Genomic DNA, 20,913 nt, shown 5'->3' with positions numbered 1-20,913 from the left:
AAGAGTCCGGTGAGAGTGAATATTTTCGCGATGCTGCTGTCTTTTGCGCCGATCGCTTTCAGGATCCCTATCTCTTTCCGCTTATCCATGACCATCATAATCAACGAACTGACTATGTTAAAAGCAGCCACTATAATTATCAAACTCAATACGGCAAATGCTCCCATCTTTTCTAATTTCATCGCTCCGAGCAGGTCTCTGTGTAACTCGAACCATGTCATTATTCTAACGTCCTTTATATTGCTTGATCTGAGCAAGTCGGCGGCTTCAAACGAGTCCTCAAATCTCTCAAAGCTCATCTCTATACCGGTTACCTTTTCGCCCATCCCCAATAATCTCTGAGCATTTTTGTAATATACATACGTGTACACATCATCATAATTGAATATGTTGGCAGAAAATATCCCGATGACTACGAACCGTTCCACGACGGGAACGCTGAATATGGATCTCATCGACAACGGATTGATCACAGTCACTGTATCACCTATGCCCGCCAACAACCGCTCGGAAAGATTCCGACCTATAACAATACCGTCAGATGCTTCCGTCTCGATATTTATATCACCTTCTACTATGCTCGAGCTTATGTTTGTTACATTCTTCAACCCGGACTCAACCGTACCCTTAATAATTACGATACTTTGTTTATCCCTGTGATTGATGATCCCCTTTCCCGAGACGTAAGGGGCAATCGCCATCGGCTCGGCAACTCTGTTTAATTCTTGCTGTAAGGTTTCCCACTCCTCTAATCCTTTACCTACTTCTTTCTCGACTTTGATGTGAGAGTCGAAGTTCAATATTTTCGCTCTCACTTCCCTCTCAAAACCTCCGAGAACGGAAAGCGCCGTTATCATTGCCCAAACACCTACGGCAAATCCGCCAATCGAGATCAATGCAGTAACTGAGATCATTCCAACTCGTTTTTTCGAGAAAAAATATTTCCTGGCAATAAAAAACTCTCCCGCCATCTTATTCATCCCTCAAGGTATCAGCAGGCATCAATCGCGCTGCCTTCAAAGCCGGATAAGCGGTTGCAGCCAGACTGAGCGCCAGCGCTCCGGCTCCGATTACGAGGAAGAATTCGGGCTGCATCAGTACGGGGAGAGCGTTCATGAAATACACGTCGGGCGGAAGGGCGATAATATTTTCGTTTTGCTGTAACACTCCTAACCCGTAAGCAAGAATCATCCCGATCAATGCCCCGACGCCGCCGATCAATCCTCCCTCTGCAAGGAATATCCGTAGCACACGATTGGTTTTAAACCCTATTGCCTTTAAAACACCTATGTCGTGGGTTTTATCGATTACGATCATAGCGAGCGTACTCGTAATATTGAACAGCGCTACCAGTGCGATCAGACCGAATACGAAAAGCATAGGCAAACGTTGAGTGTCCAGCCATTTGAATAGGTTTTTGTGACGTTCTTCCCATGTCAACGGGAAGAAGGGATAACCGCCTAATTTTTCTTCTATCGCCGCAGATATCACTCCGGCATCCCGGGAATCATCGACAAACACTTTTATACCCGTAACAGAGGAGCTCATACGGAACAATTCCTGGGCTGCGTATAACGGGATATAAACGAATACACCATCGAATTCCGCCATGCCCGTTTGAAATGTTCCTAATATCTCAAATTGCCTCGCAAACGGAGTATTAAAGGGACCCGGTACGCCGTTGAAAACCATCACCGTAACGGTGTCGCCAACTGCTACCTTTAATCCGGATGCAAGTTTTGATCCCAAAATTATAGGAGATAAATCACTCCCCTCCTTATCAAGTGAGAAAGAATCGCCAAATGACTTCAGCCCCGACTGCTTCCGAAACGTTTCATCATTTTCCGTAACTCCCTCGACTAAAATCCCGTCAATCTCTTCTCTGGAGCGAATAACGGCTTCTTTTAGGATGTAAGGATAAACATCCCGGACCCCTTTCACGCTCTCGATTTGCCTTCCGATATCTTCATATTCGCTCATCGGATTGAAGTGGTACTGCCTGACCCTGATATGGGAATCGAACCCGATGATCTTATCTTTGATCTCTGTTTCAAACCCCTCTACTATTGATAAAGTCAATATGAGGGACGCTACTCCGATGGCGACTCCCGCGATGCTTAGAACCGAAATGAACGAAATAAATCCTACTTTTTTATGAGAAAGAAGATGCCGCCGGGCGATAAAGAGTTCTACCGGCAATTTATTCTTCCGGTTTCATCAATGGAAATAAAATGACGTCCTTAATGGATGGTGAATCGGTTAGGATCATTACAAGGCGTTCGATTCCTATTCCGAGACCCGAGTTGGGAGGCATGCCGTATTCCATGGCGCGAATGTAATCTTCGTCGAGATGCTGCGCTTCTGCATCCCCTTCAGCCCTGGCAACCGCCTGCATCTCGAAACGTTCGCGCTGGTCTATCGGATCGTTCAGTTCACTAAACGCATTTCCGATTTCCATTCCAAAAAGGAACGGTTCGAATCGTTCAACCAAATTGGGATCGTCTCTATGCTTTTTGGCTAACGGCGAAAGTACAAGCGGGTAATCCTTTATGAATATCGGACCGTCAAGGTTGGGTTCAACAACAGAGTCGAAATACTTATCAAGTAATTTGCCGTCAGGCAATGTTCTGTCTACATCCACATCTTTTTTATCAATCGCCTTAATTATCTCTTTTTTGGAAGCGCCGTAAAGGTCAATACCGCCGTATTCCTTAAGAGCCTCATAATAAGCCAGCTCTTTCCAGGGTGGTTTCAGATCTATCGTAACCCCTCTGTACGTCACCTCGGTAGTCCCGTTTACCTCCATCGCAATAGTTGAGATCATATCTTCGACGAACTTTTTCATATCCGTATAATCCCAGTAAGCGACGTACAATTCGAGCATGGTAAATTCAGGATTGTGAGACCTGTCCATGCCTTCGTTCCTGAAATCGCGCGAGAATTCGTACACTCTCTCGAACCCGCCGACAAGGAGTCTCTTCAAGTACAACTCGTCGGCTATTCGAAGATAAAGATCAGTGCCCAGCGCATTATGGTGCGTAATGAACGGTTCCGCCATCGCTCCGCCGTACATCGGTTGTAATACCGGAGTGTCAACCTCCATGCAGCCGGCGGCATCAAGAAAATTCCGCATCGCTGTAACGATTTTCGTCCGCTTTACGAAAATTTCCCGCACTTCCGGATGAACCGCAAGGTCGGCATAGCGCTGTCTGTATCTCTGTTCTTTATCCGTGAATTCATGAAATACCTTTGTCTCACCGTCTTCATCTTTCGATTTAATAATCGGAAGCGGACGGATCGATTTCGATAAAATGTCGAGATTTTTTACCCATACAGTTTGTTCGCCGGTCTTTGTAACGAACAGATGACCGGATATTCCCACGTAATCTCCGATGTCCAAAAGCTTATAGAGATCATAACCGTCATCCCCTATCTCGTCTTTTCTCAGATGTATCTGTATCTTTCCTGTTTGGTCCTGCAAGTGCGCAAATGACACTTTTCCCATTCCGCGGATCGACGTCAACCTGCCTGCTATGGAGACGTTTTCTTCTGATTTGCCCAGCTTTTCGAAATTCGAGAACAGATCGCTTACTTTGTGCGTGACGTCGAACTTATAGGGATAGGGATTGACTCCCAGCTTGCGAAGCGCGTTTAATTTTTCCCTGCGCGTCTCTTTGAGCTGCTCGAGTGTCTTATGTTTGCTCTCTTCCGCCAATTACCTCCCGTTGAATATGTTCGTACAATCCACGTTTACCCTGATGAAATCGGGGGATTGTCCCTGCGCCGCAATATCAATTCTTCCCTGCCTTGCTTAACAGGTACGATTTAATAAATTCATCTATCTTGCCGTCCATAACCGCCTGAACGTTTCCCGTTTCGGTGCCGGTTCTGTGGTCTTTAACCATATTATATGGGTGAAACACGTATGACCGTATCTGGCTTCCGAAACCTATCTCCTGCTTGGTAGATTCGATCTCCTTCTTTTTACTCTGCTGTTCTTCCAGACGGAGCGTGTACAATTTGGCTTTTAACATCTTCATGGCGGTCGCCTTATTTTTATGCTGCGACCGTTCATTTTGACACTGAACAACGATACCGGTAGGAATGTGCGTGATCCTTATAGCCGAATCCGTTTTGTTGACATGCTGTCCTCCGGCGCCGCTTGCCCTGTATGTATCTATTCTCAGGTCTGCCGGGTCGATCTCGATCTCAATCTCCTCATCCACCTCCGGATAAACGAAAACCGAAGCGAACGACGTGTGCCTCCTGTTGGCAGAGTCGAACGGAGATAGCCTGACGAGTCGATGCACACCGGCTTCGGCTTTGAGATAACCGTAGGCATAGTCACCTTTCATTTCTAATGTTACCGATTTGATTCCCGCTTCATCTCCCGGCTGAAAATCGAGTACGGTAGATTCAAAACCGCTGTCGGCAGCCCATCGTTCGTACATTCTCAAGAGCATCGCTGCCCAATCCTGAGATTCCGTACCGCCCGCACCCGGATTTATGGAGAGGATTGCGTCATTCGAATCTTCTTTTCCCCCGAGCATCCTCTTGAACTCCAGATCATCAACACTCTTCTCCAATTCACCGAGAACCTCTTTGAACTCGGCGGTTAATTCATCCCCTCCGGCTTCGCCTGTCAGCTCGATAAGGGTCTTAACGTCATCATTTAACCGGTCGGCGATTTCGACTGATTTAATAGATTTTTCGAGGAGTGATATTTTTTTTAGGACGGATTGAGCTTTATCGCCGTTATTCCAGAAATCAGATTGAACAGTCTTATCCCTCAGCTCTTCTAATTTATTCTTTTTAGTGGATATTTCAAAGATACCCCCTGAGTTCTTTTAATCGCTGATTCAGCTGATTCGCTTTTTCTTTATCTATATCCTGCATTCGATTCCTAAAAATTATGTTGAACGGTTAACTTAGATATAATGTAGGAGCATGTCAACATCTGGCTGTGCATTTCCATCGCTGATACAGCCATGCCGGTTGAATATTAGTTGAACCGGTATCTCACTGAATTTTCGATACTTTGCTACACGTCGTAATACAGAGAAAACTCATACGGATGAGGTCTCATTCGCATCTGATTGACTTCGTTCTCCATCTTATAGTCTATCCATGTATTCAGGACGTCCTCCGTCATCACGTCTCCTTTAAGAAGGAATTCATGATCGTCCTTCAGAGCGTTTAACGCTTCCTCAAGCGTTCCGGGAGTACCGGGAACCTTCTTGAGTTCTTCAGGTTCAAGGTCGTATATGTTTTTGTCGAGTGGTTCTCCCGGATCGATCTTGTTCATTATGCCGTCCAGTCCAGCCATCAAGATTGCGCTAAATGCCAAATACGGATTGCAGGATGGGTCGGGCACTCTGAATTCGACTCGTTTCGTCTTGGGGTCTGAGGAATACATCGGTATACGCACCACGGCGCTGCGGTTTCGCTGGGAGTATGCGAGGTTGACCGGAGCCTCAAAACCGGGAACCAGCCTCTTGAAGGAGTTCGTGGTCGGATTCGTAAACGCTACTATCGCCGGTCCGTGTTTTAATAGTCCGCCGATAAAATGCATCCCGGCTTCGCTTAATCCGGCATACTCCGTACCTGCAAAAAGATTTTCATCCCCTTTCCAGAGACTAATGTGGATGTGCATCCCTGAGCCGTTGTCGGCGAACAGAGGTTTTGGCATAAAAGTTACCGTCTTGTTATATTTTTTTGCCGCGTTCTTGACGATATATTTGAACAGAAGAACACCATCCGCCATTTTTAACAGTGAATCGTACTTTAAATCTATTTCAGATTGCCCGCCGGTAGCGACTTCATGATGGTGAGCTTCGACTTCGAGTCCACATTCGATCATTGTCAGCATCATTTCATTCCGAAGATCAACCATAGAATCGGCCGGAGGAACCGGAAAATACCCCTCTTTGTATCTCGGCTTATAACCGAGGTTCGGCTCTTCATCACTGCCGGAGTTCCAGCGTCCCTCTTTCGAATCCACCACATAAAAACTTGAGTTTTCGTTTTGATCAAATCTTACATCGTCGAAGATAAAAAATTCTGCCTCCGGTCCGATATAGGCTATGTCCGCTATGCCTGAAGATTTTAGATAGTTTTCGGCTTTTTGCGCTATAAAACGCGGGCAACGGCTGTATCTCTCTTTTGTGATCGGATCATGCACGTCACACACAATGCTTATTGTAGTCGGGTTTATAAAAGGATCGATTATTGCGGTTGACGGATCCGGAATGACGATCATATCCGATTCATTTATTGTCTGCCATCCTCTTATGCTCGAACCGTCGAACCCCAAGCCTTCATCAAACATTTCGTCACCTAAGTGTCCTATTGGTATGGTGAAATGCTGCCATAAACCCGGAAAATCTATAAACTTCAGGTCTACCGCCTTTGCGCCCGTTTCTTTAGCTAACTTGTAAACATCCGCGCGGCTATCTGCCATTTAACTATCTCCTATTATTATTAGTTCAGGGCGTTGTCGCCCGATTCCTCTGTGCGAATCCTGATCGCATCTTCTACGTTGGTGATGAAGAGCTTGCCGTCTCCTATCTGTCCTGTTTTAGCGACCATCAATATCTTACGAACCGTTTCATCTACCTTGTCATCGCTTACTACCACCTCAATTTTCACCTTTGGTAAGAAATCGATGTGGTATTCCCTTCCCCTGTAAAGTTCCGACTGTCCCTTTTGCCGCCCATATCCCTTCACTTCGGAAACCGTCATACCCTTTACACCGATCTCTATCAGCGCTTCTTTTACTTCATCGAGTTTAAATGGTTTTATTATCGCTTCGAGTTTTTTCAAATATCTCCCAATTAGGACGACGGTAGCAACAGCTTATTGAGGAGCCCTCTCAAGGCGATTTCATCGAGACCTCTCTGAAACACGCTCTTGTGAGCCAAAGCGACTCTCCCTGTCTCCTCCGATACCACAACAACAACCGCATCAGATTCTTCGGAGAGACCCAATGCCGCTAAGTGACGCGTACCCATTCTCCTGTCAATGGTCGGATTATCCGATAAAGGCAGAATACACTTCGCCGCTTCGATAGTTTCGCCCAATATAACTACCGCCCCGTCATGCAGAGGAGATTGCGGATTGAATATCGAGACGAGCAATTCCGAGGTAGCGCGTGCGTTGAGCCGAACTCCTTTTTCAATTATCGACTTCAAGCCGGCGTCCCGTTGTATGACGATGAGTCCCCCATAGCGCTTCTTAGACAGCTCGAAGACGGTCTCAATGACAGTGTCTATCGCCCTTAGTCCTTCGACCTGAAAGAGCTTTCGGGCGAGTCTGCTCTGACCGAGAGCCAGCAATATTCGCCTCAGCTCCGGTTGGAAGAGAATAACAAACGCTATAACCCAAACGGTTCTGATGCTTTCTATCAGCCACGCCATTCCGCTCATATTAAGGAATTGCACGATAACAGATACCATGAGAATGCCGGCTAACCCGACCATCATCTGTGCCGCCCGCGTGCCGCTGAGAGCCTGATAAAGTTTATAGAAAATAAATGCTACCACCAGAACATCCAGCACATCGACAATAGTAACCGATAGAAATCCTATCTTGAAGAGCTCCATCTCAGTTCATCTCCGGTGCGGCTGCTATCAGATCAGCGATCTTAATGGCTTTGGATATTTCTTTCACGTCGTGAGCGCGAATCAGATCAGCGCCGGACAGAACGCTCGCTGCTGTTGCCGCTGCTGTCGCTTCAAGTGTTTCATCGGTCGAGACGTTGAGCGTCTTCCACAAAAATGATTTTCTCGAGGGACCGATAAGCAGCGGCTGCCCGAGAGCTCTAAAATATTCAAGGTTTTTGATCAATATAAAATTGTCTTCTATTCGTTTGCCGAAACCTATCCCCGGATCAATAATGACATTTTCCTTTTTTACTCCTGCTTCGACGGCAATTTCAATCGAACGGGAGAGATAATCGCCGATTTCTTTTAGTAAGTCATCGTAGTGAGGATCTACCTGCATGTCACGGGGAGTACCCTTAATGTGCATAACGACTAAAGCAACGCCGGTTTCCGCGGCAAGGCCTGCCATTCGATCGTCAAACCGCAGTCCGCTTATGTCATTAATAATCGAAGCTCCCGCATCTATTGCCTCTTTTGCCACTTCCGATTTATACGTATCGATTGAGATCGGGACGTCGACTTCCCCCGCTAATTCACGGATAACGGGAATCACCCTCTCTAATTCTTCTTCGAGCGGAACCGGTTCTGCCCTCGGTCTTGTCGACTCCCCGCCTACGTCTATGATATCGGCGCCTTCGCCGGCGAGCCTGATGCCGTGCTCGACAGCTGTCTTTTTATCGAAAAACATTCCGCCGTCGGAAAACGAATCGGGCGTCACGTTGAGAATCCCCATCAGATGCGTGCGCCCGTTAAACTCGAGAAGGTAATCACCCGCTTGAACCGCAAGTGGATGTACCTTCTTCATTGTCAAATCTTCAGCCCCTATCCGCTAATATATCCATATTAAATTTTACTTTCTCTTTTCCTACTTTGCATTTTTCTTTCGAACAGGGCTGTTGTTGCCCTTTAATTTAGAGGCGCTGTTATTTCCGCCGTTCGTCTTCCTTTTCCGCCTGCCGTTCCTACCGTTAGATGGAGAGATTTTTTTACCCGCTATTAGAGCGTCCAATTCTGCGCCATTGATAATTTCTTTTTCAAGAAGCGCATCCGCAATTCGCTTTAACGTGGATTTTTTCTTTTTAAGGAGGTTAGTCGCTCTCTCCTCGGCAGCCAGAATTATTTTTTGAACTTCTTCGTCTATTATCCGTGCTGTATTTTCGCTGTAGTCCCGATGCTGTGAAATTTGTCTACCGAGAAAAATCTCTTCTGCTTTTTTACCGAATGTCAAAGGTCCCAGTTTTTCGCTCATACCCCACTCACAAACCATTTTTCTGGAGAGTTCCGTTGCTCTTTCAAGGTCGTTCCCTGCGCCGGTAGTGTACTCGTCAAACACTATCTTTTCTGCCGATCTGCCTCCGAGTAAAATCGCCAGCTGCGCATTTACCAAACTGCGCGAATAATTATATCTCTCATCCATAGGCAATTGGTGTGTGGTACCGAGAGTTCCTCCTCTTGGTATTATAGTTACCTTATGTATGGGGTCCGCCTCAGGAATTGACCTCGCTACAAGGGCATGACCTGCCTCGTGATAGGCAGTGACCTTTTTCTCCGCATCACTGATTATCATACTCTTCCTCGCCACTCCCATCATGACCTTGTCCTTGGCTTCCTCAAAATCATCTAATTCTACAGACTTTTTATTTTTACTTGCCGCAAGCAGAGCAGCTTCGTTTACGAGGTTCGCTAAATCAGCTCCTGAGAGTCCGGGAGTACCTTTAGCAAGTATGGATAAATCCATGTCCTTCGCCATTTTAACATCTTTTGTGTGAACTTTAAGAATTCCTTCCCTGCCGAGCACATCCGGATTCCCTACCACTACCTGTCTGTCGAATCTTCCCGGACGCAACAATGCGCTGTCCAGGACGTCCGCGCGGTTCGTTGCCGAGAGAAGTATTACCCCATCATTAGATTCAAAACCATCCATCTCCACGAGCAGCTGATTTAGCGTCTGCTCCCTCTCATCATGACCTCCGCCTAATCCGGCTCCTCTCGTCCTTCCGACAGCATCCAACTCATCGATGAATATAATGCAAGGTGCGTTTTTCTTCCCCTGCTCAAACAGGTCCCTGACCCTCGAAGCTCCCACTCCGACAAACATTTCCACGAAGTCAGCCCCGCTAATACTAAAAAACGGGACTTCCGCTTCACCTGCAACCGCTTTCGCAAGAAGGGTTTTTCCGGTTCCGGGAGGTCCGGTCAACAATACTCCTTTTGGAATTTTTCCTCCGAGTCGACTGAACTTCTCCGGTTCCTTTAAAAATCCGATAATCTCCATCAGCTCCTGCTTTGCTTCAACCACACCGGCTACGTCATCGAAAGTTATCTTCGGTTCTTTACCGGAAACCACTTTCGCACGGCTCTTCCCAAACGAGAATATCCCTTTTGGTCCTCCTCCCTGCATTCTCCGCATCAGGATGAACCAGAAAACGAAAATCAAAATCCATGGACTCATCTGGAGTAAATAACCCACCCAGTCCATCGATTTCACCTGAAAATTATACTTCAAACCTACTGCATCCCATTCCGCTAAAACTTCTGTGTCAACGTAATTCGTCGGAAGGATCACCTTAATTTTTTCATCGATAAACACTGAGGTAGAGTCTCCTTCGATGCCCCTCGATGAAGGTCTCCAGATTGTTACCGAACTGTACAAATTACCATGGAATTCGTTCTCTATGATAGTCGCGCTTTCTACACGCCCCTTAGAAAGAAGAGCTTTGAATTCGGTGAAACTTATTTCGGTCTCTGATTTCTGGTCAAATGTTAATATTTGCGCCAAGATGATGAATCCTACCGCAATCATCAACCAGAGCATTAGATTACGGGCGGCTTTTTTCCCCACCTGGTTATTCCCGTCAGAACTGTCCGAGCCCGGTTGAGGCTCCTTTGGTCTCAATTTTATCTTTTTTACGGGTCTTTTCTTTTTGCCCTTTTCCCTGTTCATCTCGATTTCGTCACCAAATTTATAATTATTATCCATACTGCTTCTATATTCACTAATTATACCGGCGGAAGTTCCCGCATGGCATAAATAGATTCAAGTCTCCTAAGCCTTTGTGCATAATCCAGTCCATATCCTACGACAAACCTATCCGGTATGTGAAATCCTACATATTTAATATCCACTCCTGCATTCGCCTCAGTTTCCTTAAAGAGCAGTGATACAAATTCAACCGATTTCGTTCCGCTTTCTTCCATCCTTCTCTTCAAGAATCTTACCGTAAGTCCCGTATCCACAATATCTTCGACAATCAGTACATGCCTGCCGGTTATATCGGCGGATATATCTTTTATCAGCCGTACCGTACCGCTTGTTCTCGTACTATCAGCATAACTCGAAATTTTGATGAAATCAACTTCACAGTCGAGTTCGAGCCTCCTTATAAGGTCAGCCATAAATATAAAAGAGCCGTTCAATACTCCTATCAATATAGGATTTTTAGTTTTGTAATCCTTTTCCAACTCGACCGCGAGTTCATCGATCTTCTTCTGTATCTCCTCTTTTGTTATCACGAGTTCGAGGTTCTCTGAACGCGCGTAATGCTCATTTAACTCCTCTTCGGTCATCAGTTCAAATTAATATCAATCAGCTTCAAGTGGAGTACTTCTTTTGTACCATCAGTGACTTTATACTTATCGTTGAGGCGAATTCCACAGACCCATAGGATATCATCACCGCTTCTAAGCACCGGATAACGCCGTTTTCGGTGTAGAGGAATTTTTGCTTCGGTCAGCACATCGCTCACTTTTTTATGCCCTTTCAATCCGAGTGGATGGATCCTATCCCCTTCTCTCCACTTGCTTAGTATAAGTTTTTGTTCGTTTACCAAATTAAAATCGATTACCTCGTGATTACCTCCCTTCGGAAGTTTTGATCCGCTGTTCCAATCACTCATTCTGGTTTCAAGGATCATATCGTTGTAATGAGCCGGAACGCCGATTTCGATAGGAACTTCTTCCGATTGGGATAAGCTCTTGTAAATTATCAGGTTATCTCTGTCTTTCAAAATTCTGAATCCTTTTGAGAGAGATATTTCCGCCCCGGTTTTACCCGATTCAAATAGCTTCGATAGATCATCGAACTGACGGTTTATGACTGTCGGCGGCTCCTTCTCAATTCGTTTAAGAGCTTTATCTATAATAAAATACCCTATCGTATCAAAGTAATCTGTCATTCCCGAAATTGCAAGAGTAATCTCCGACTCGCTTTCAGAAACGATAGCCCTCTTGAGAACCGCATCCACCAATCCGTTAATACCATCCATCATCTTACCGAAAGTAACTGCCGTTCGTACAGCTGCATCCGAAGCAGAAGGATTGATCTCTTTCAGGACGGGAATAACTTTGTTTCTCAATTTGTTTCTGAGATAAGAATTTTCTTTATTCGAGCTATCCTCCACCCATTCAATACCAGCCGCCTCTGCATATTCTTTCAATTGGTTTTTATCTGCAAACATCAGGGGGCGAATGTATTTCCCCTCCCGAACCCTAATACCCGACATTCCCTCGGGACCGGTACCCGTGATGAGCCGCATCAGCAGCGTTTCGAGCTGATCGTCCTTATGGTGCGCCGTGGCAATTTTTGTGTATCCGAATTCCCTGACCAATTCCCCGAATTCCCTGCGCCTGAGTTGATGTGCCGCGTCCTGAATTGACGACCCCGATTTCCGACTTTCCTCCTTAACTTTTAAATGTTTCATCGTAAAAGGAACCCCTAATCCCGCGGACAACGTTTCAACAAATGACGCATCCCTATCGGCTTCTTTTCCCCTTAAGTGGTGATGAAAATGTACTACCGAAATCCCAATACCGGTTTTTGCCGAATAATCAAACAGCAATCGCAATAAGACAACTGAATCCAAGCCTCCTGAAACTGCAATCAGCAGTTCGTCGTTTTCGACAATAAGACGATTCCCGCTTATGAATCCCTCGAACTCATTCAGAAACCTTTTTATATTTTTCACCCTGCTCATACAACTCTGTCGTTACGTTTTGAATCCTCATTCATGAATGTATTACTCGACAAGATAGCTTAAATATGGGTTTCGCGCAACTTAAACGCATAAATTTTAAGAAGATATCGATTCGTCACTGCAAAAAAATTGCTTATCCGGGATACTCCGAATGCTCCCCCTCGTAACCTATCCATTCCTCCCCGTTTGTCCATACTTCCTTTTTCCATATCGGAACTATCGACTTCAGGCGTTTGACGGCATATCGGCTCGCTTCAAACGCTTCCTTGCTGTGCGGTGCGCTCACGGAGATTGCCACGATGGTTTCTCCTAACTCGACTCTTCCAATCCGGTGAATGAAAGCGGCATTGGTGACGCCGTATCTCTCGTCAAGCTCTTGAAGGATCGACATCATCTTTTTTTCCGCCATTTCGGGATAGGCATCATATTCAAGGTAAAGTACATCGCGGTTTCGTGAGGTCTTCCGGGCAGTACCGAGGAATGTAACCACAGCTCCTGCCTCGATTTCTTTTACCGAATTCACTACCTTGATCTCATCGATTATCTTTTTTGTTATCTTAACTTTCAAATAATTTTCTTCACTCCCGAATTAACCACCGCTCATAGGCGGTAAAAAGGCTATTTCGTCTCCGTTATTCAGAGAGATATTTTCATCCGTGAATTCCTGATTTATCGCGATTCTTACCGAATTCTGCATTCGTCCGATCTCAGGGTAAAGAGATGCGAGTTTTTCCGTTACCTGCTGCAAGGTTGATCCATCATCTAATTCCATCTCCAGGTCTCTCCTACCCGCTATGTCCTTTAACGACGCAAATAAAAGCAGTTTCACCTTCAAAGGATCACTCCCTCCCGAAGGAATGGGTTCGAGTCGATCTCCTCGCCGATTGTGGTGTCGGGACCATGACCTGAATATACCTTCGTGTCTCTATCGAGTTTACATATCTTTCCGAGCAGAGAGGCTTGCAATATCTCCCACGAACCTCCCGGAAGGTCAACTCTGCCGACGCTTCCGGCAAAGAGCGCGTCGCCTACGAAAGCAGCTCCATCCGTAACGAACGTTACGCTCCCCGGCGAATGACCCGGTGTAGAAAGAACTTTCAGACTAACGGAACCCACCTTAAATACGTCCCCTTCAAGGAGATCACCATCAACTTGTGGAACTGGAAATTCTCCGTCTAAACCTATCATTTTTGCCTGCGACGGAATTCCTTCTAACAGTTGAAGGTCTTCATTGTTCAGATAAAATGGGGCTCCGGTCGAGCGTTTGACCTCCTCGACACCCAGCACATGATCGATGTGAGCATGCGTATTCAATATATACTTCACGTTCAGGTTTTGTGATTTTACCATCTCAAGAATTGGAGCCGGATTTTCACCCGGATCAATAATTATCGCTTCAGCGGTGGATTCGTCCGATATCAGATAGGAGTTTTCTTCGTAAACTCCTAATACGAACTTACTGAGTTCCATACCTCACACTTCCTCAAAGAATAGATCCTGCAAACATTGAAGATTTTCATGCTGCGTTTCAGGGTTTATCAGCCACAAAGCAGCGGATATACTGCTCAGTAACGAATTCCCGTCCTGCGGAGTAAAGCTGTAACCAACAATTTCATGCTCATTTTTTAAGTGGAGTGTAGGTTTCACAACGACTGTCTCGTTCAATATCCTGCCGTAGTGCCCGTGGTCCCTCCCAAACGAAAATACCGTACTCGTACTGAGCTTGTGAGTCATTGCCACAAGCGGGTTTGCCTCAAACCTTTCATACAACCGTTCGAGCGTCAGTTTTTCTTTCAATTTGATATCGAAATAGACGATGTGCATGTATTGTGAATTTACTTTTAATGCCGAAGAAAAAATATTAGGCTCAACGCCTATCGTCTTGAACAAAGTCGCAGCGTCCCGTGCATGATGAGTTCCAAATTTATCATCAGAGTGTTTTCCTACCTCAGGAGCAGGAATAAAATTAGAATTCTGGCTAATGTCGTTAGCTCTCCTGATGCAGACGAATTGACCCTCGACGAGATTGTCATAATCCTTGTTAGAAAAAGCCACCGTGTTCAGCAACGCAGAAATATTGTGGGTATTGCAACTGACAACCTGTATGAATTGATCCTCATCCGGAATCAGCGCTTCGTCATTTACTCCCCTCGCATATGGCTTTCCGAACCCGAACTCACTGCCTTGAGCTATGAAACCCTTTGTGTTATGAGTAAATTTACTGTAGTAATCCAATTTGTTTTTATGCCCTATACCTCTCGGCGTACAATCGATCACGACTGTAGCGTTATCAATCGCTTCTACCGTTTCGTACGTAGGATTTATCCCTAATTCAAGAAATCCGTTCTTAGCATCTTCGTTCACGGCTAATCTTGCCCCTCTTCTCAAAAGGTCCTGCACTTTAGACCTGTCACCTCTGAGTGCGGTATTCTTGTGGAAAGTGACCTCGTCCACGCCCAACTTCTCTTTGAAGTCGATAAACATGCCTATCAGAGGCTCTCCGATAGTACCCGTACCAACGATGTGGATAACGGTTTTACTCAATCAGATCATCTCCATTTTCATTATCCACTGATTTTGTCGAATCGGGCAGTTTTTCGAGCCGCTCGATCTCCCGCATGGCGTTCGAGGACCTGATCAACAGACTCCCGATATACAATGTGAGCACAATGCTTATAACACTGTACGCGGCGATCGCATACGGTAAACTTTTTAGTAAATCCATCCCGGGGTTCCTTTATCTGAGGAATTCTTCCTTTTTCGATTCTAATTCAACTCGGATTTTTTCGAGATCTATCCTTTTTAAGAGCAGAAACACAAATAGAATGATAAATGCGACGAAAGAAAAATTTAGAACAAATTTCATCGCCGGCTCAAGCTCCAATCCACTCGGATGGTTTGTAACTTCCGGAGCCCACCATGACACCGACCAGTACACCAAAGGCACATCGAGAAAACCGATAATGCCTACCACTGCTGAATATTTTTTCATCTGCGCCCCGGCAGCCGCGTAACTTCTCAACATCAGATAACCGACAAAAATTAGAAAAAGTATCAGTGTTGTGGTCAACCGGGGTTCCCATGTCCACCACACACCCCAGGCTGAGCGAGCCCATATGGGACCGGTCAGAAGTACTAAAAGCGAGAAGATGACGCCGATTTCCGCCGCTGACGATGCTATCCTGTCATGCTTGTCGTCCCCGCTTTTCAGATAAAGAATACTTGCAACAAATACAACGGCAAATGAAAGAAACGACATGAATGCGGAAGGCACGTGGAAATAGAATATTTTCTGCGCCATTCCCATTGTTTTCTCCATCGGAGCATACGCAAAAACGAGAAGCAGCGCAATAAACATAGCCAATAGCGCGGCTAAACCCGTAAGATCGGTTATGTTGATTCCCTTTTTATTCAATCCCGTTACCTTTTATTCCTCAACAACAAACTCGAATATAAGAAAAGAAGTCACTAAAAACACTACGTCATATAAAATTAGAATACTTAACCAGTTTGAATACGACTCCACCGGTCGTTCACGCAAGATAGCAGAAGTGCATTTGACAGCCGCGATAAAAGCCGGGGTAATTACCGGATATAATAAGATAGGGAGCATCACTTCTCTCAATTTTGTGTTTACCGCTATCGCGCTGAAAAGCGTACCGACAGATATAAATCCGATACTCCCCAATACCAATATTATCCAGAGGTCGCCAAAATGTTGTAACAGGTTTACGTTGAGAAACAGTGTAAAAAGGGGGAGAGTTATGATCTCCACGAATAGTACGAAGATCAGATTGCTGAGAAATTTCCCGAGGTAAATTACACCCCTGTCAACCGGTGTAAGAAGCGTTCCCTGCAAACTCCCGTTTTCTTTTTCGAGCGTAAATGAGCGGTTAAGTCCGAGGACGCCGAAAAAGAGGAAGGTAATCCAAATCAATCCGGGACTTAGTTTCTTCAGAGTCGCGGCGTCCGCTGCAAAAGCGAAATTGAATATCAATATTACTAATAATGAGAAGAGAAACATTGAAATAATCGTTTCTCTTGATTTCACCTCGATAAGCAGGTCCTTCCACAAAAGAGTCGATAAGTGTGATAGATGCCTCATTTCACGCCTTCATTTACTAAATCAGAATATACTTTTTTGAACTCCTCAAGAGGTATATCAAGGGATTTTTTTTGCCACAGCAATTTGCCATTAGTCAATATGGCTAATTCGTCGGCAACGCTGTAACCATTTTCGAGATCATGAGTAACAAGTATTGTCGCTCCACCTTCGCTCTTATGCCTCCCTATATACTCGGTTAGAGTTGCCGCGGCAGAGCGGTCAAGTCCGGTAAAGGGTTCGTCAAGAAGCAGTAACACGGGATTGTGAATCAGTGCACGTGATAAAGCAAGCCGCTGGAGCATTCCCCTGGAATAGGTCATCACGGGATCGTACATCCTTGGTAATAGTCCGAAGTCTTCGAGCAACGTCGAAATTCTGTCTTCGAGACCTTGAACACCATAAAGCCTGCCGAAGTATCGAAGATTTTCAACAGCGTTCAGATCTTTATAAAGAAAAAGAGAATGCGAAATGAAACCTATCATTCTGCGAACGGAATCGGCGCTTCTTCCGTCTTCTGCATCACCTATCCGTACCGTTCCCGATGAGGGACGCATCAGAGTGGAGATGATCTTTACAAGAGTTGTTTTACCGGCTCCGTTTCCCCCGAAAATGGCGATGGTCTTGCCTTTTTCGAGATCGAGATCTATTCCGTCAATAGCTTTTAAAGGTCCGAAAGATTTGGTAAGATTCCGGACTTTAAGATAACTCATTTAATAAGTGCAGCAGTGAATGCTGATTAAATATATCTCTGCTTCAGGATTTTATGTCTTCGGAAAGTTCCTCTGTTTGATATTCGTCGGATTCGTACTTCGACGGGCATTTAGCCATCAGAACGTCGGCTTGAAATACTCCTTCTTTCGTATAACTACCTTCAAGAATCACATCAGAACCGTCTCGAAACATATCCGGAGTTATGCCGTTATAGAAAACGTCTACCACGTGTTCATCTTGATGTATCTTGAAATTCACGTCTAATTTTTGGATATCAATCTCAATCGACCCTTCTAACACTACTCCGCCCATCCGAAGGCGGTCGCCTATAAAGTTATCTCCATTTTGAGTGAGTTCTTCGACCGTTACATAGTATGCGGTCCCCTCGCTTACTCCCGAAACAATAAAATATGCTATTCCGAGGACTATTATCGAGATTCCGATTACGAATTTCTTGGGCATGCTCCCCTCCTTTCAATCTTCAATATCTGCGTCATCGTATCGAACTGAATATATCTATCGAGACACTCTTATGTCAATCAAATTCCTCAGAGTCTCACCGGTAATATCCGGAATTTGAATCAAGCGTATTCTTCCTCCAATTCGTACTCGACAGAATCTATTAGCCGTTTTTGCAGTTGGATCATGTCTTCGTTTAACTCGTCATAGAGCGCCAATGTATCATCCGCCCCGTTCCCGTTCTCCAATATACTCTCGATCTCGTCGAACCAGCCTATCGTACCGAGTTTTTCTGCGAAGGGTTCGGCGAACCGAAGCATTTTTTTCACCTCGTCTCTCATCGTCCTGATCTCTCCGTCATACGGACAGATGATGTCGCAGTCAAGTCCGAACCTGCGTGATTTCCAATATCCATCGAGCAGATAAACATCGTTCAAAGGCTCCTCGAGCTTCCCGCACTCGAAATCATCCACTATCCTGCCTACAAGCGCTTGCGCTAATGCAATAAACGCACCCGTTCTGCGAAGAGATGCGTGGACGTCAAACATCCTGAACTCCAATGTTCCGAACGTCAGGTGCGGACGAACTTTCCACCATATCTGTCGGGGTTTCGTTATGCTTCCGGACTCGATCATCTTATTTACCAGAGTCTCGTACTCCTCAAAACCATCAAGATGAGGAGGAAGACCGGTACGCGGGAATGTGCCGAATTGCACCGTTCTGGTTGACTTCATTCCGGTACGGACACCGTCAAAAAAGGGAGAATTTGCCGATATAGCCATCAACGGCGGTATCCATCTACGCAGACAGTTACTTGCTCTTACCGCTTTGTTCGGATCGTCCACACCTATATGTACGTGCAATGCAAACGTGATATTGCGCCTTGCGAGATACTGCAGCTGGTTTTTCACCCACTGGTAATCTTCGGTTTGGACGAATCTTTGCTCACGCCAGTCGGCAAACGGGTGAGCGCCGCTCACGCCGAGCACGATTCCGAAATTTGAGGCTACCTCGGCAGCTCTTCTGCGCATTTCCGCGATCGCATCAACCGCTTCATCAACGCTGTGACTAATACCGGTTCTCAATTCAAGAACAGATAACAGGAGCTCATAGGAAAACTGCTTACGCAGATCACTGTCGGCGGCTTCCATAAGTTTATCAGCGATTTGAACGAGGTCACCCGTATCGGGATCGCAAAGCTGATATTCTTCTTCTATGCCGATTGTAAGAGGTTCGTTCTGCCTGTAAATATCAAGAATTTTCTCTTTGAATTTGTGTGTCATAGTGATTCGAGCCGGGTTAAAACAGAAAACTACTTAATGATAGATCAAAAGATTGCAGGCTCTTTGTATACCCCCATCGCTTTCTTCAACGTATTGATAGTCTCTCCCAGCGTCGCATAAGACCGTGCTGCTTCTATTATGTGCGGCATAATGTTTTCATCCCCCGATGAGGCTTCGTACAATGCCGAGAGCGTAGAATTCGTTCTATCTTCATCCCTTCCGTCTTTGAGAGACTCTACGGATTGATTCTGTTCGATCTCTATTTCGTTTAAAATCTCAAGTAAAGGTATCTTCAGTTCTTCCTCTTCGTTCACGAATTCATTTACCCCGACCATAATTCGCCGTTTTAGTTCGAGTTTCTTCTGGAATTCGTACGCCGAACGGGCTATCTCTTTCTGAAAGAACCCCTCTTCTATCCCGGGGATTACGCCTCCGAGCTGGTTTATGCGCTCGAAATAACTCTCCGCTTCCTGCTCGAGACGGTCGGTAAGCGCCTCGATAAAATACGATCCCGCCAACGGATCGATCGTGTTAGCCACTCCCGATTCATACGCAATTATTTGCTGTGTCCGAAGAGCGATCTCAGCCGCCTTCGCCGATGGCAGAGCAAGTGTCTCGTCCATAGAATTTGTATGCAAGCTCTGACTGCCGCCGATGACACCCGCAAGCGCCTGCAATGCGACACGTGCGATGTTGAGCTCAGGCTGCTGAGCTGTCAGACTTACCCCCGCGGTTTGCGTGTGAAACCTCATGAGCCATGAGCGCTCATTTGCCGCTCCATATCTCTCCTTCATGTGGCGAGCCCAGATTCTTCGGGCTGCCCTGAATTTCGCGATTTCCTCAAAAAAATCGCTGTGAGAGTTGAAGAAGAAGCTCAATCGAGGGGCAAATTCGTCAATGTCCATGCCTTTTTCCAAAGCCGCGTCTACGTATGCAAACCCGTCTGCAATGGTAAACGCCAATTCTTGCGCTGCGGTGGAACCCGCTTCACGAATATGGTATCCGCTTATGCTGATAGTATTATACATCGGCATATGCTCGGTGCAGTACTCCATCATATCGGTGATTATCCTCATTGACGGGCGGGGAGGAAATATGTATTCTTTTTGCGCTATGTACTCTTTCAGGATGTCGTTTTGCAGAGTCCCGCGAAGTTTTTCGAACGGCACTCCCTGTTTCTCCGCTACCACCATATAATAAGCGAGAAGCACTACGGCAGGACCGTTAATTGTCATTGATACGCTGACCTCATCAAGCGGGATGCCGTCAAACAGCACCTCCATATCCGCGAGTGACGAAATCGCAACGCCGCAGCGCCCGACTTCCCCCTTTGAAATCTGATCGTTCGAATCATATCCCATCAGCGTCGGCATATCGAATGCGATTGAAAGCCCTGTTTGACCTTTATCGAGAAGAAATTTGAACCGCTCATTCGTATCTTCTGCCGTTCCGAAACCGGCGAACATACGCATAGTCCATAACCTGCCGCGGTACATTGATGGGTGGATGCCGCGGGTATAGGGATACTCACCCGGAAAACCTATCTTTTCCATATACTCATCATCGGGATCAGCGTCGGGAATGTAGAGCGGCTCGAGAGGTATACCGGACATAGTCTCAAAATCAGCGTCACGCATATTCGATGCGTGATACGCCTCCTCCCATCTCTTCTTCGCTTCCTCAAACAATTTCTTTTTATCGCTCATTCTCAGCCAATCTTA

Annotated in this window: 22 protein-coding genes; all 22 read right to left on the bottom strand. The window is 45.8% G+C overall.

What is annotated here, in order from left to right:
- Positions 1 to 971: ABC transporter permease (locus IID12_04685; protein MCH8288385.1), on the bottom strand; the 971-nt coding region annotated here is incomplete at its 3' end.
- 1 nt (position 972) lies between these two features.
- Positions 973 to 2,199: an ABC transporter permease gene (locus tag IID12_04680; GenBank protein ID MCH8288384.1), complete on the bottom strand. Its 1,227-nt coding sequence runs from the start codon at positions 2,197 to 2,199 to the stop codon at positions 973 to 975.
- Between the two features lies 1 nt (position 2,200).
- Positions 2,201 to 3,715, bottom strand: a complete 1,515-nt coding sequence (lysS, locus tag IID12_04675; protein ID MCH8288383.1) for a lysine--tRNA ligase — start codon at positions 3,713 to 3,715, stop codon at positions 2,201 to 2,203.
- Positions 3,716 to 3,791: 76 nt separating this feature from the next.
- Positions 3,792 to 4,896 (bottom strand): peptide chain release factor 2 gene (gene prfB, locus IID12_04670; GenBank protein ID MCH8288382.1). Its coding sequence is split into 2 segments (ribosomal slippage): positions 3,792 to 4,826 and positions 4,828 to 4,896, totalling 1,104 coding nucleotides; the frame shifts between segments, so codons are not numbered across the junction.
- A 145-nt stretch (positions 4,897 to 5,041) separates the two neighbouring features.
- Positions 5,042 to 6,460, bottom strand: a complete 1,419-nt coding sequence (gene glnA, locus IID12_04665; GenBank protein ID MCH8288381.1) for a type I glutamate--ammonia ligase — start codon at positions 6,458 to 6,460, stop codon at positions 5,042 to 5,044.
- Positions 6,461 to 6,480: 20 nt separating this feature from the next.
- The gene (locus IID12_04660; GenBank protein MCH8288380.1) at positions 6,481 to 6,822 is read right to left on the bottom strand and encodes a P-II family nitrogen regulator; all 342 of its coding nucleotides are present in this window, start codon (positions 6,820 to 6,822) and stop codon (positions 6,481 to 6,483) included.
- Between the two features lie 11 nt (positions 6,823 to 6,833).
- Complete coding sequence (locus IID12_04655) at positions 6,834 to 7,601, bottom strand: TIGR00159 family protein (GenBank protein ID MCH8288379.1); 768 nt, start codon at positions 7,599 to 7,601, stop codon at positions 6,834 to 6,836.
- A 1-nt stretch (position 7,602) separates the two neighbouring features.
- Entirely contained in the window at positions 7,603 to 8,466 is an 864-nt protein-coding gene (folP, locus tag IID12_04650) for a dihydropteroate synthase (GenBank protein MCH8288378.1), read from the bottom strand.
- 60 nt (positions 8,467 to 8,526) lie between these two features.
- A complete protein-coding gene (gene ftsH / locus IID12_04645) occupies positions 8,527 to 10,464 on the bottom strand; it encodes an ATP-dependent zinc metalloprotease FtsH (protein ID MCH8288377.1) in 1,938 nt (645 codons plus the stop codon).
- 197 nt (positions 10,465 to 10,661) lie between these two features.
- Positions 10,662 to 11,228: a hypoxanthine phosphoribosyltransferase gene (hpt, locus tag IID12_04640; GenBank protein MCH8288376.1), complete on the bottom strand. Its 567-nt coding sequence runs from the start codon at positions 11,226 to 11,228 to the stop codon at positions 10,662 to 10,664.
- Positions 11,228 to 12,634 carry a tRNA lysidine(34) synthetase TilS gene (gene tilS / locus IID12_04635; protein MCH8288375.1) on the bottom strand — a complete coding sequence of 469 codons (1,407 nt, stop codon included), beginning with the start codon at positions 12,632 to 12,634 and terminating at the stop codon, positions 11,228 to 11,230. The genes hpt and tilS overlap by 1 nt, the downstream gene beginning before the upstream one ends.
- A gap of 133 nt (positions 12,635 to 12,767) precedes the next feature.
- The gene (locus IID12_04630; protein MCH8288374.1) at positions 12,768 to 13,202 is read right to left on the bottom strand and encodes a molybdenum cofactor biosynthesis protein MoaE; all 435 of its coding nucleotides are present in this window, start codon (positions 13,200 to 13,202) and stop codon (positions 12,768 to 12,770) included.
- 21 nt (positions 13,203 to 13,223) lie between these two features.
- Positions 13,224 to 13,469, bottom strand: a complete 246-nt coding sequence (gene moaD / locus IID12_04625; protein MCH8288373.1) for a molybdopterin converting factor subunit 1 — start codon at positions 13,467 to 13,469, stop codon at positions 13,224 to 13,226.
- Positions 13,466 to 14,104, bottom strand: coding sequence for an MBL fold metallo-hydrolase (locus IID12_04620; GenBank protein ID MCH8288372.1), 639 nt, complete (start codon positions 14,102 to 14,104; stop codon positions 13,466 to 13,468). The genes moaD and IID12_04620 overlap by 4 nt, the downstream gene beginning before the upstream one ends.
- A gap of 3 nt (positions 14,105 to 14,107) precedes the next feature.
- On the bottom strand, positions 14,108 to 15,178 hold the full coding sequence (locus IID12_04615; GenBank protein MCH8288371.1) for a hypothetical protein: 1,071 nt from the start codon (positions 15,176 to 15,178) through the stop codon (positions 14,108 to 14,110).
- Entirely contained in the window at positions 15,171 to 15,359 is a 189-nt protein-coding gene (locus IID12_04610; GenBank protein MCH8288370.1) for a hypothetical protein, read from the bottom strand. The genes IID12_04615 and IID12_04610 overlap by 8 nt, the downstream gene beginning before the upstream one ends.
- Positions 15,360 to 15,371: 12 nt before the next feature.
- Positions 15,372 to 15,992 (bottom strand): cytochrome c biogenesis protein CcsA, encoded by a 621-nt coding sequence (gene ccsA / locus IID12_04605; protein ID MCH8288369.1) that lies wholly within the window; start codon positions 15,990 to 15,992, stop codon positions 15,372 to 15,374.
- Positions 15,993 to 16,061: 69 nt separating this feature from the next.
- The gene (locus IID12_04600) at positions 16,062 to 16,739 is read right to left on the bottom strand and encodes a heme exporter protein CcmB (protein MCH8288368.1); all 678 of its coding nucleotides are present in this window, start codon (positions 16,737 to 16,739) and stop codon (positions 16,062 to 16,064) included.
- The gene (locus IID12_04595) at positions 16,736 to 17,449 is read right to left on the bottom strand and encodes an ABC transporter ATP-binding protein (protein ID MCH8288367.1); all 714 of its coding nucleotides are present in this window, start codon (positions 17,447 to 17,449) and stop codon (positions 16,736 to 16,738) included. The genes IID12_04600 and IID12_04595 overlap by 4 nt, the downstream gene beginning before the upstream one ends.
- A gap of 43 nt (positions 17,450 to 17,492) precedes the next feature.
- Positions 17,493 to 17,912 (bottom strand): cytochrome c maturation protein CcmE, encoded by a 420-nt coding sequence (locus tag IID12_04590; protein MCH8288366.1) that lies wholly within the window; start codon positions 17,910 to 17,912, stop codon positions 17,493 to 17,495.
- Positions 17,913 to 18,031: 119 nt separating this feature from the next.
- Complete coding sequence (locus IID12_04585; protein ID MCH8288365.1) at positions 18,032 to 19,192, bottom strand: YbdK family carboxylate-amine ligase; 1,161 nt, start codon at positions 19,190 to 19,192, stop codon at positions 18,032 to 18,034.
- A gap of 44 nt (positions 19,193 to 19,236) precedes the next feature.
- The gene (locus tag IID12_04580; GenBank protein MCH8288364.1) at positions 19,237 to 20,898 is read right to left on the bottom strand and encodes a methylmalonyl-CoA mutase family protein; all 1,662 of its coding nucleotides are present in this window, start codon (positions 20,896 to 20,898) and stop codon (positions 19,237 to 19,239) included.
- Between the last annotated feature and the right edge of the window lie 15 nt (positions 20,899 to 20,913).

The organism is Candidatus Neomarinimicrobiota bacterium, assembly GCA_022567655.1.
Lineage (GTDB): Bacteria > Fidelibacterota > SORT01 > SORT01 > SORT01 > JADFGO01.
This window is presented reverse-complemented; position numbering and strand designations above follow the sequence as displayed.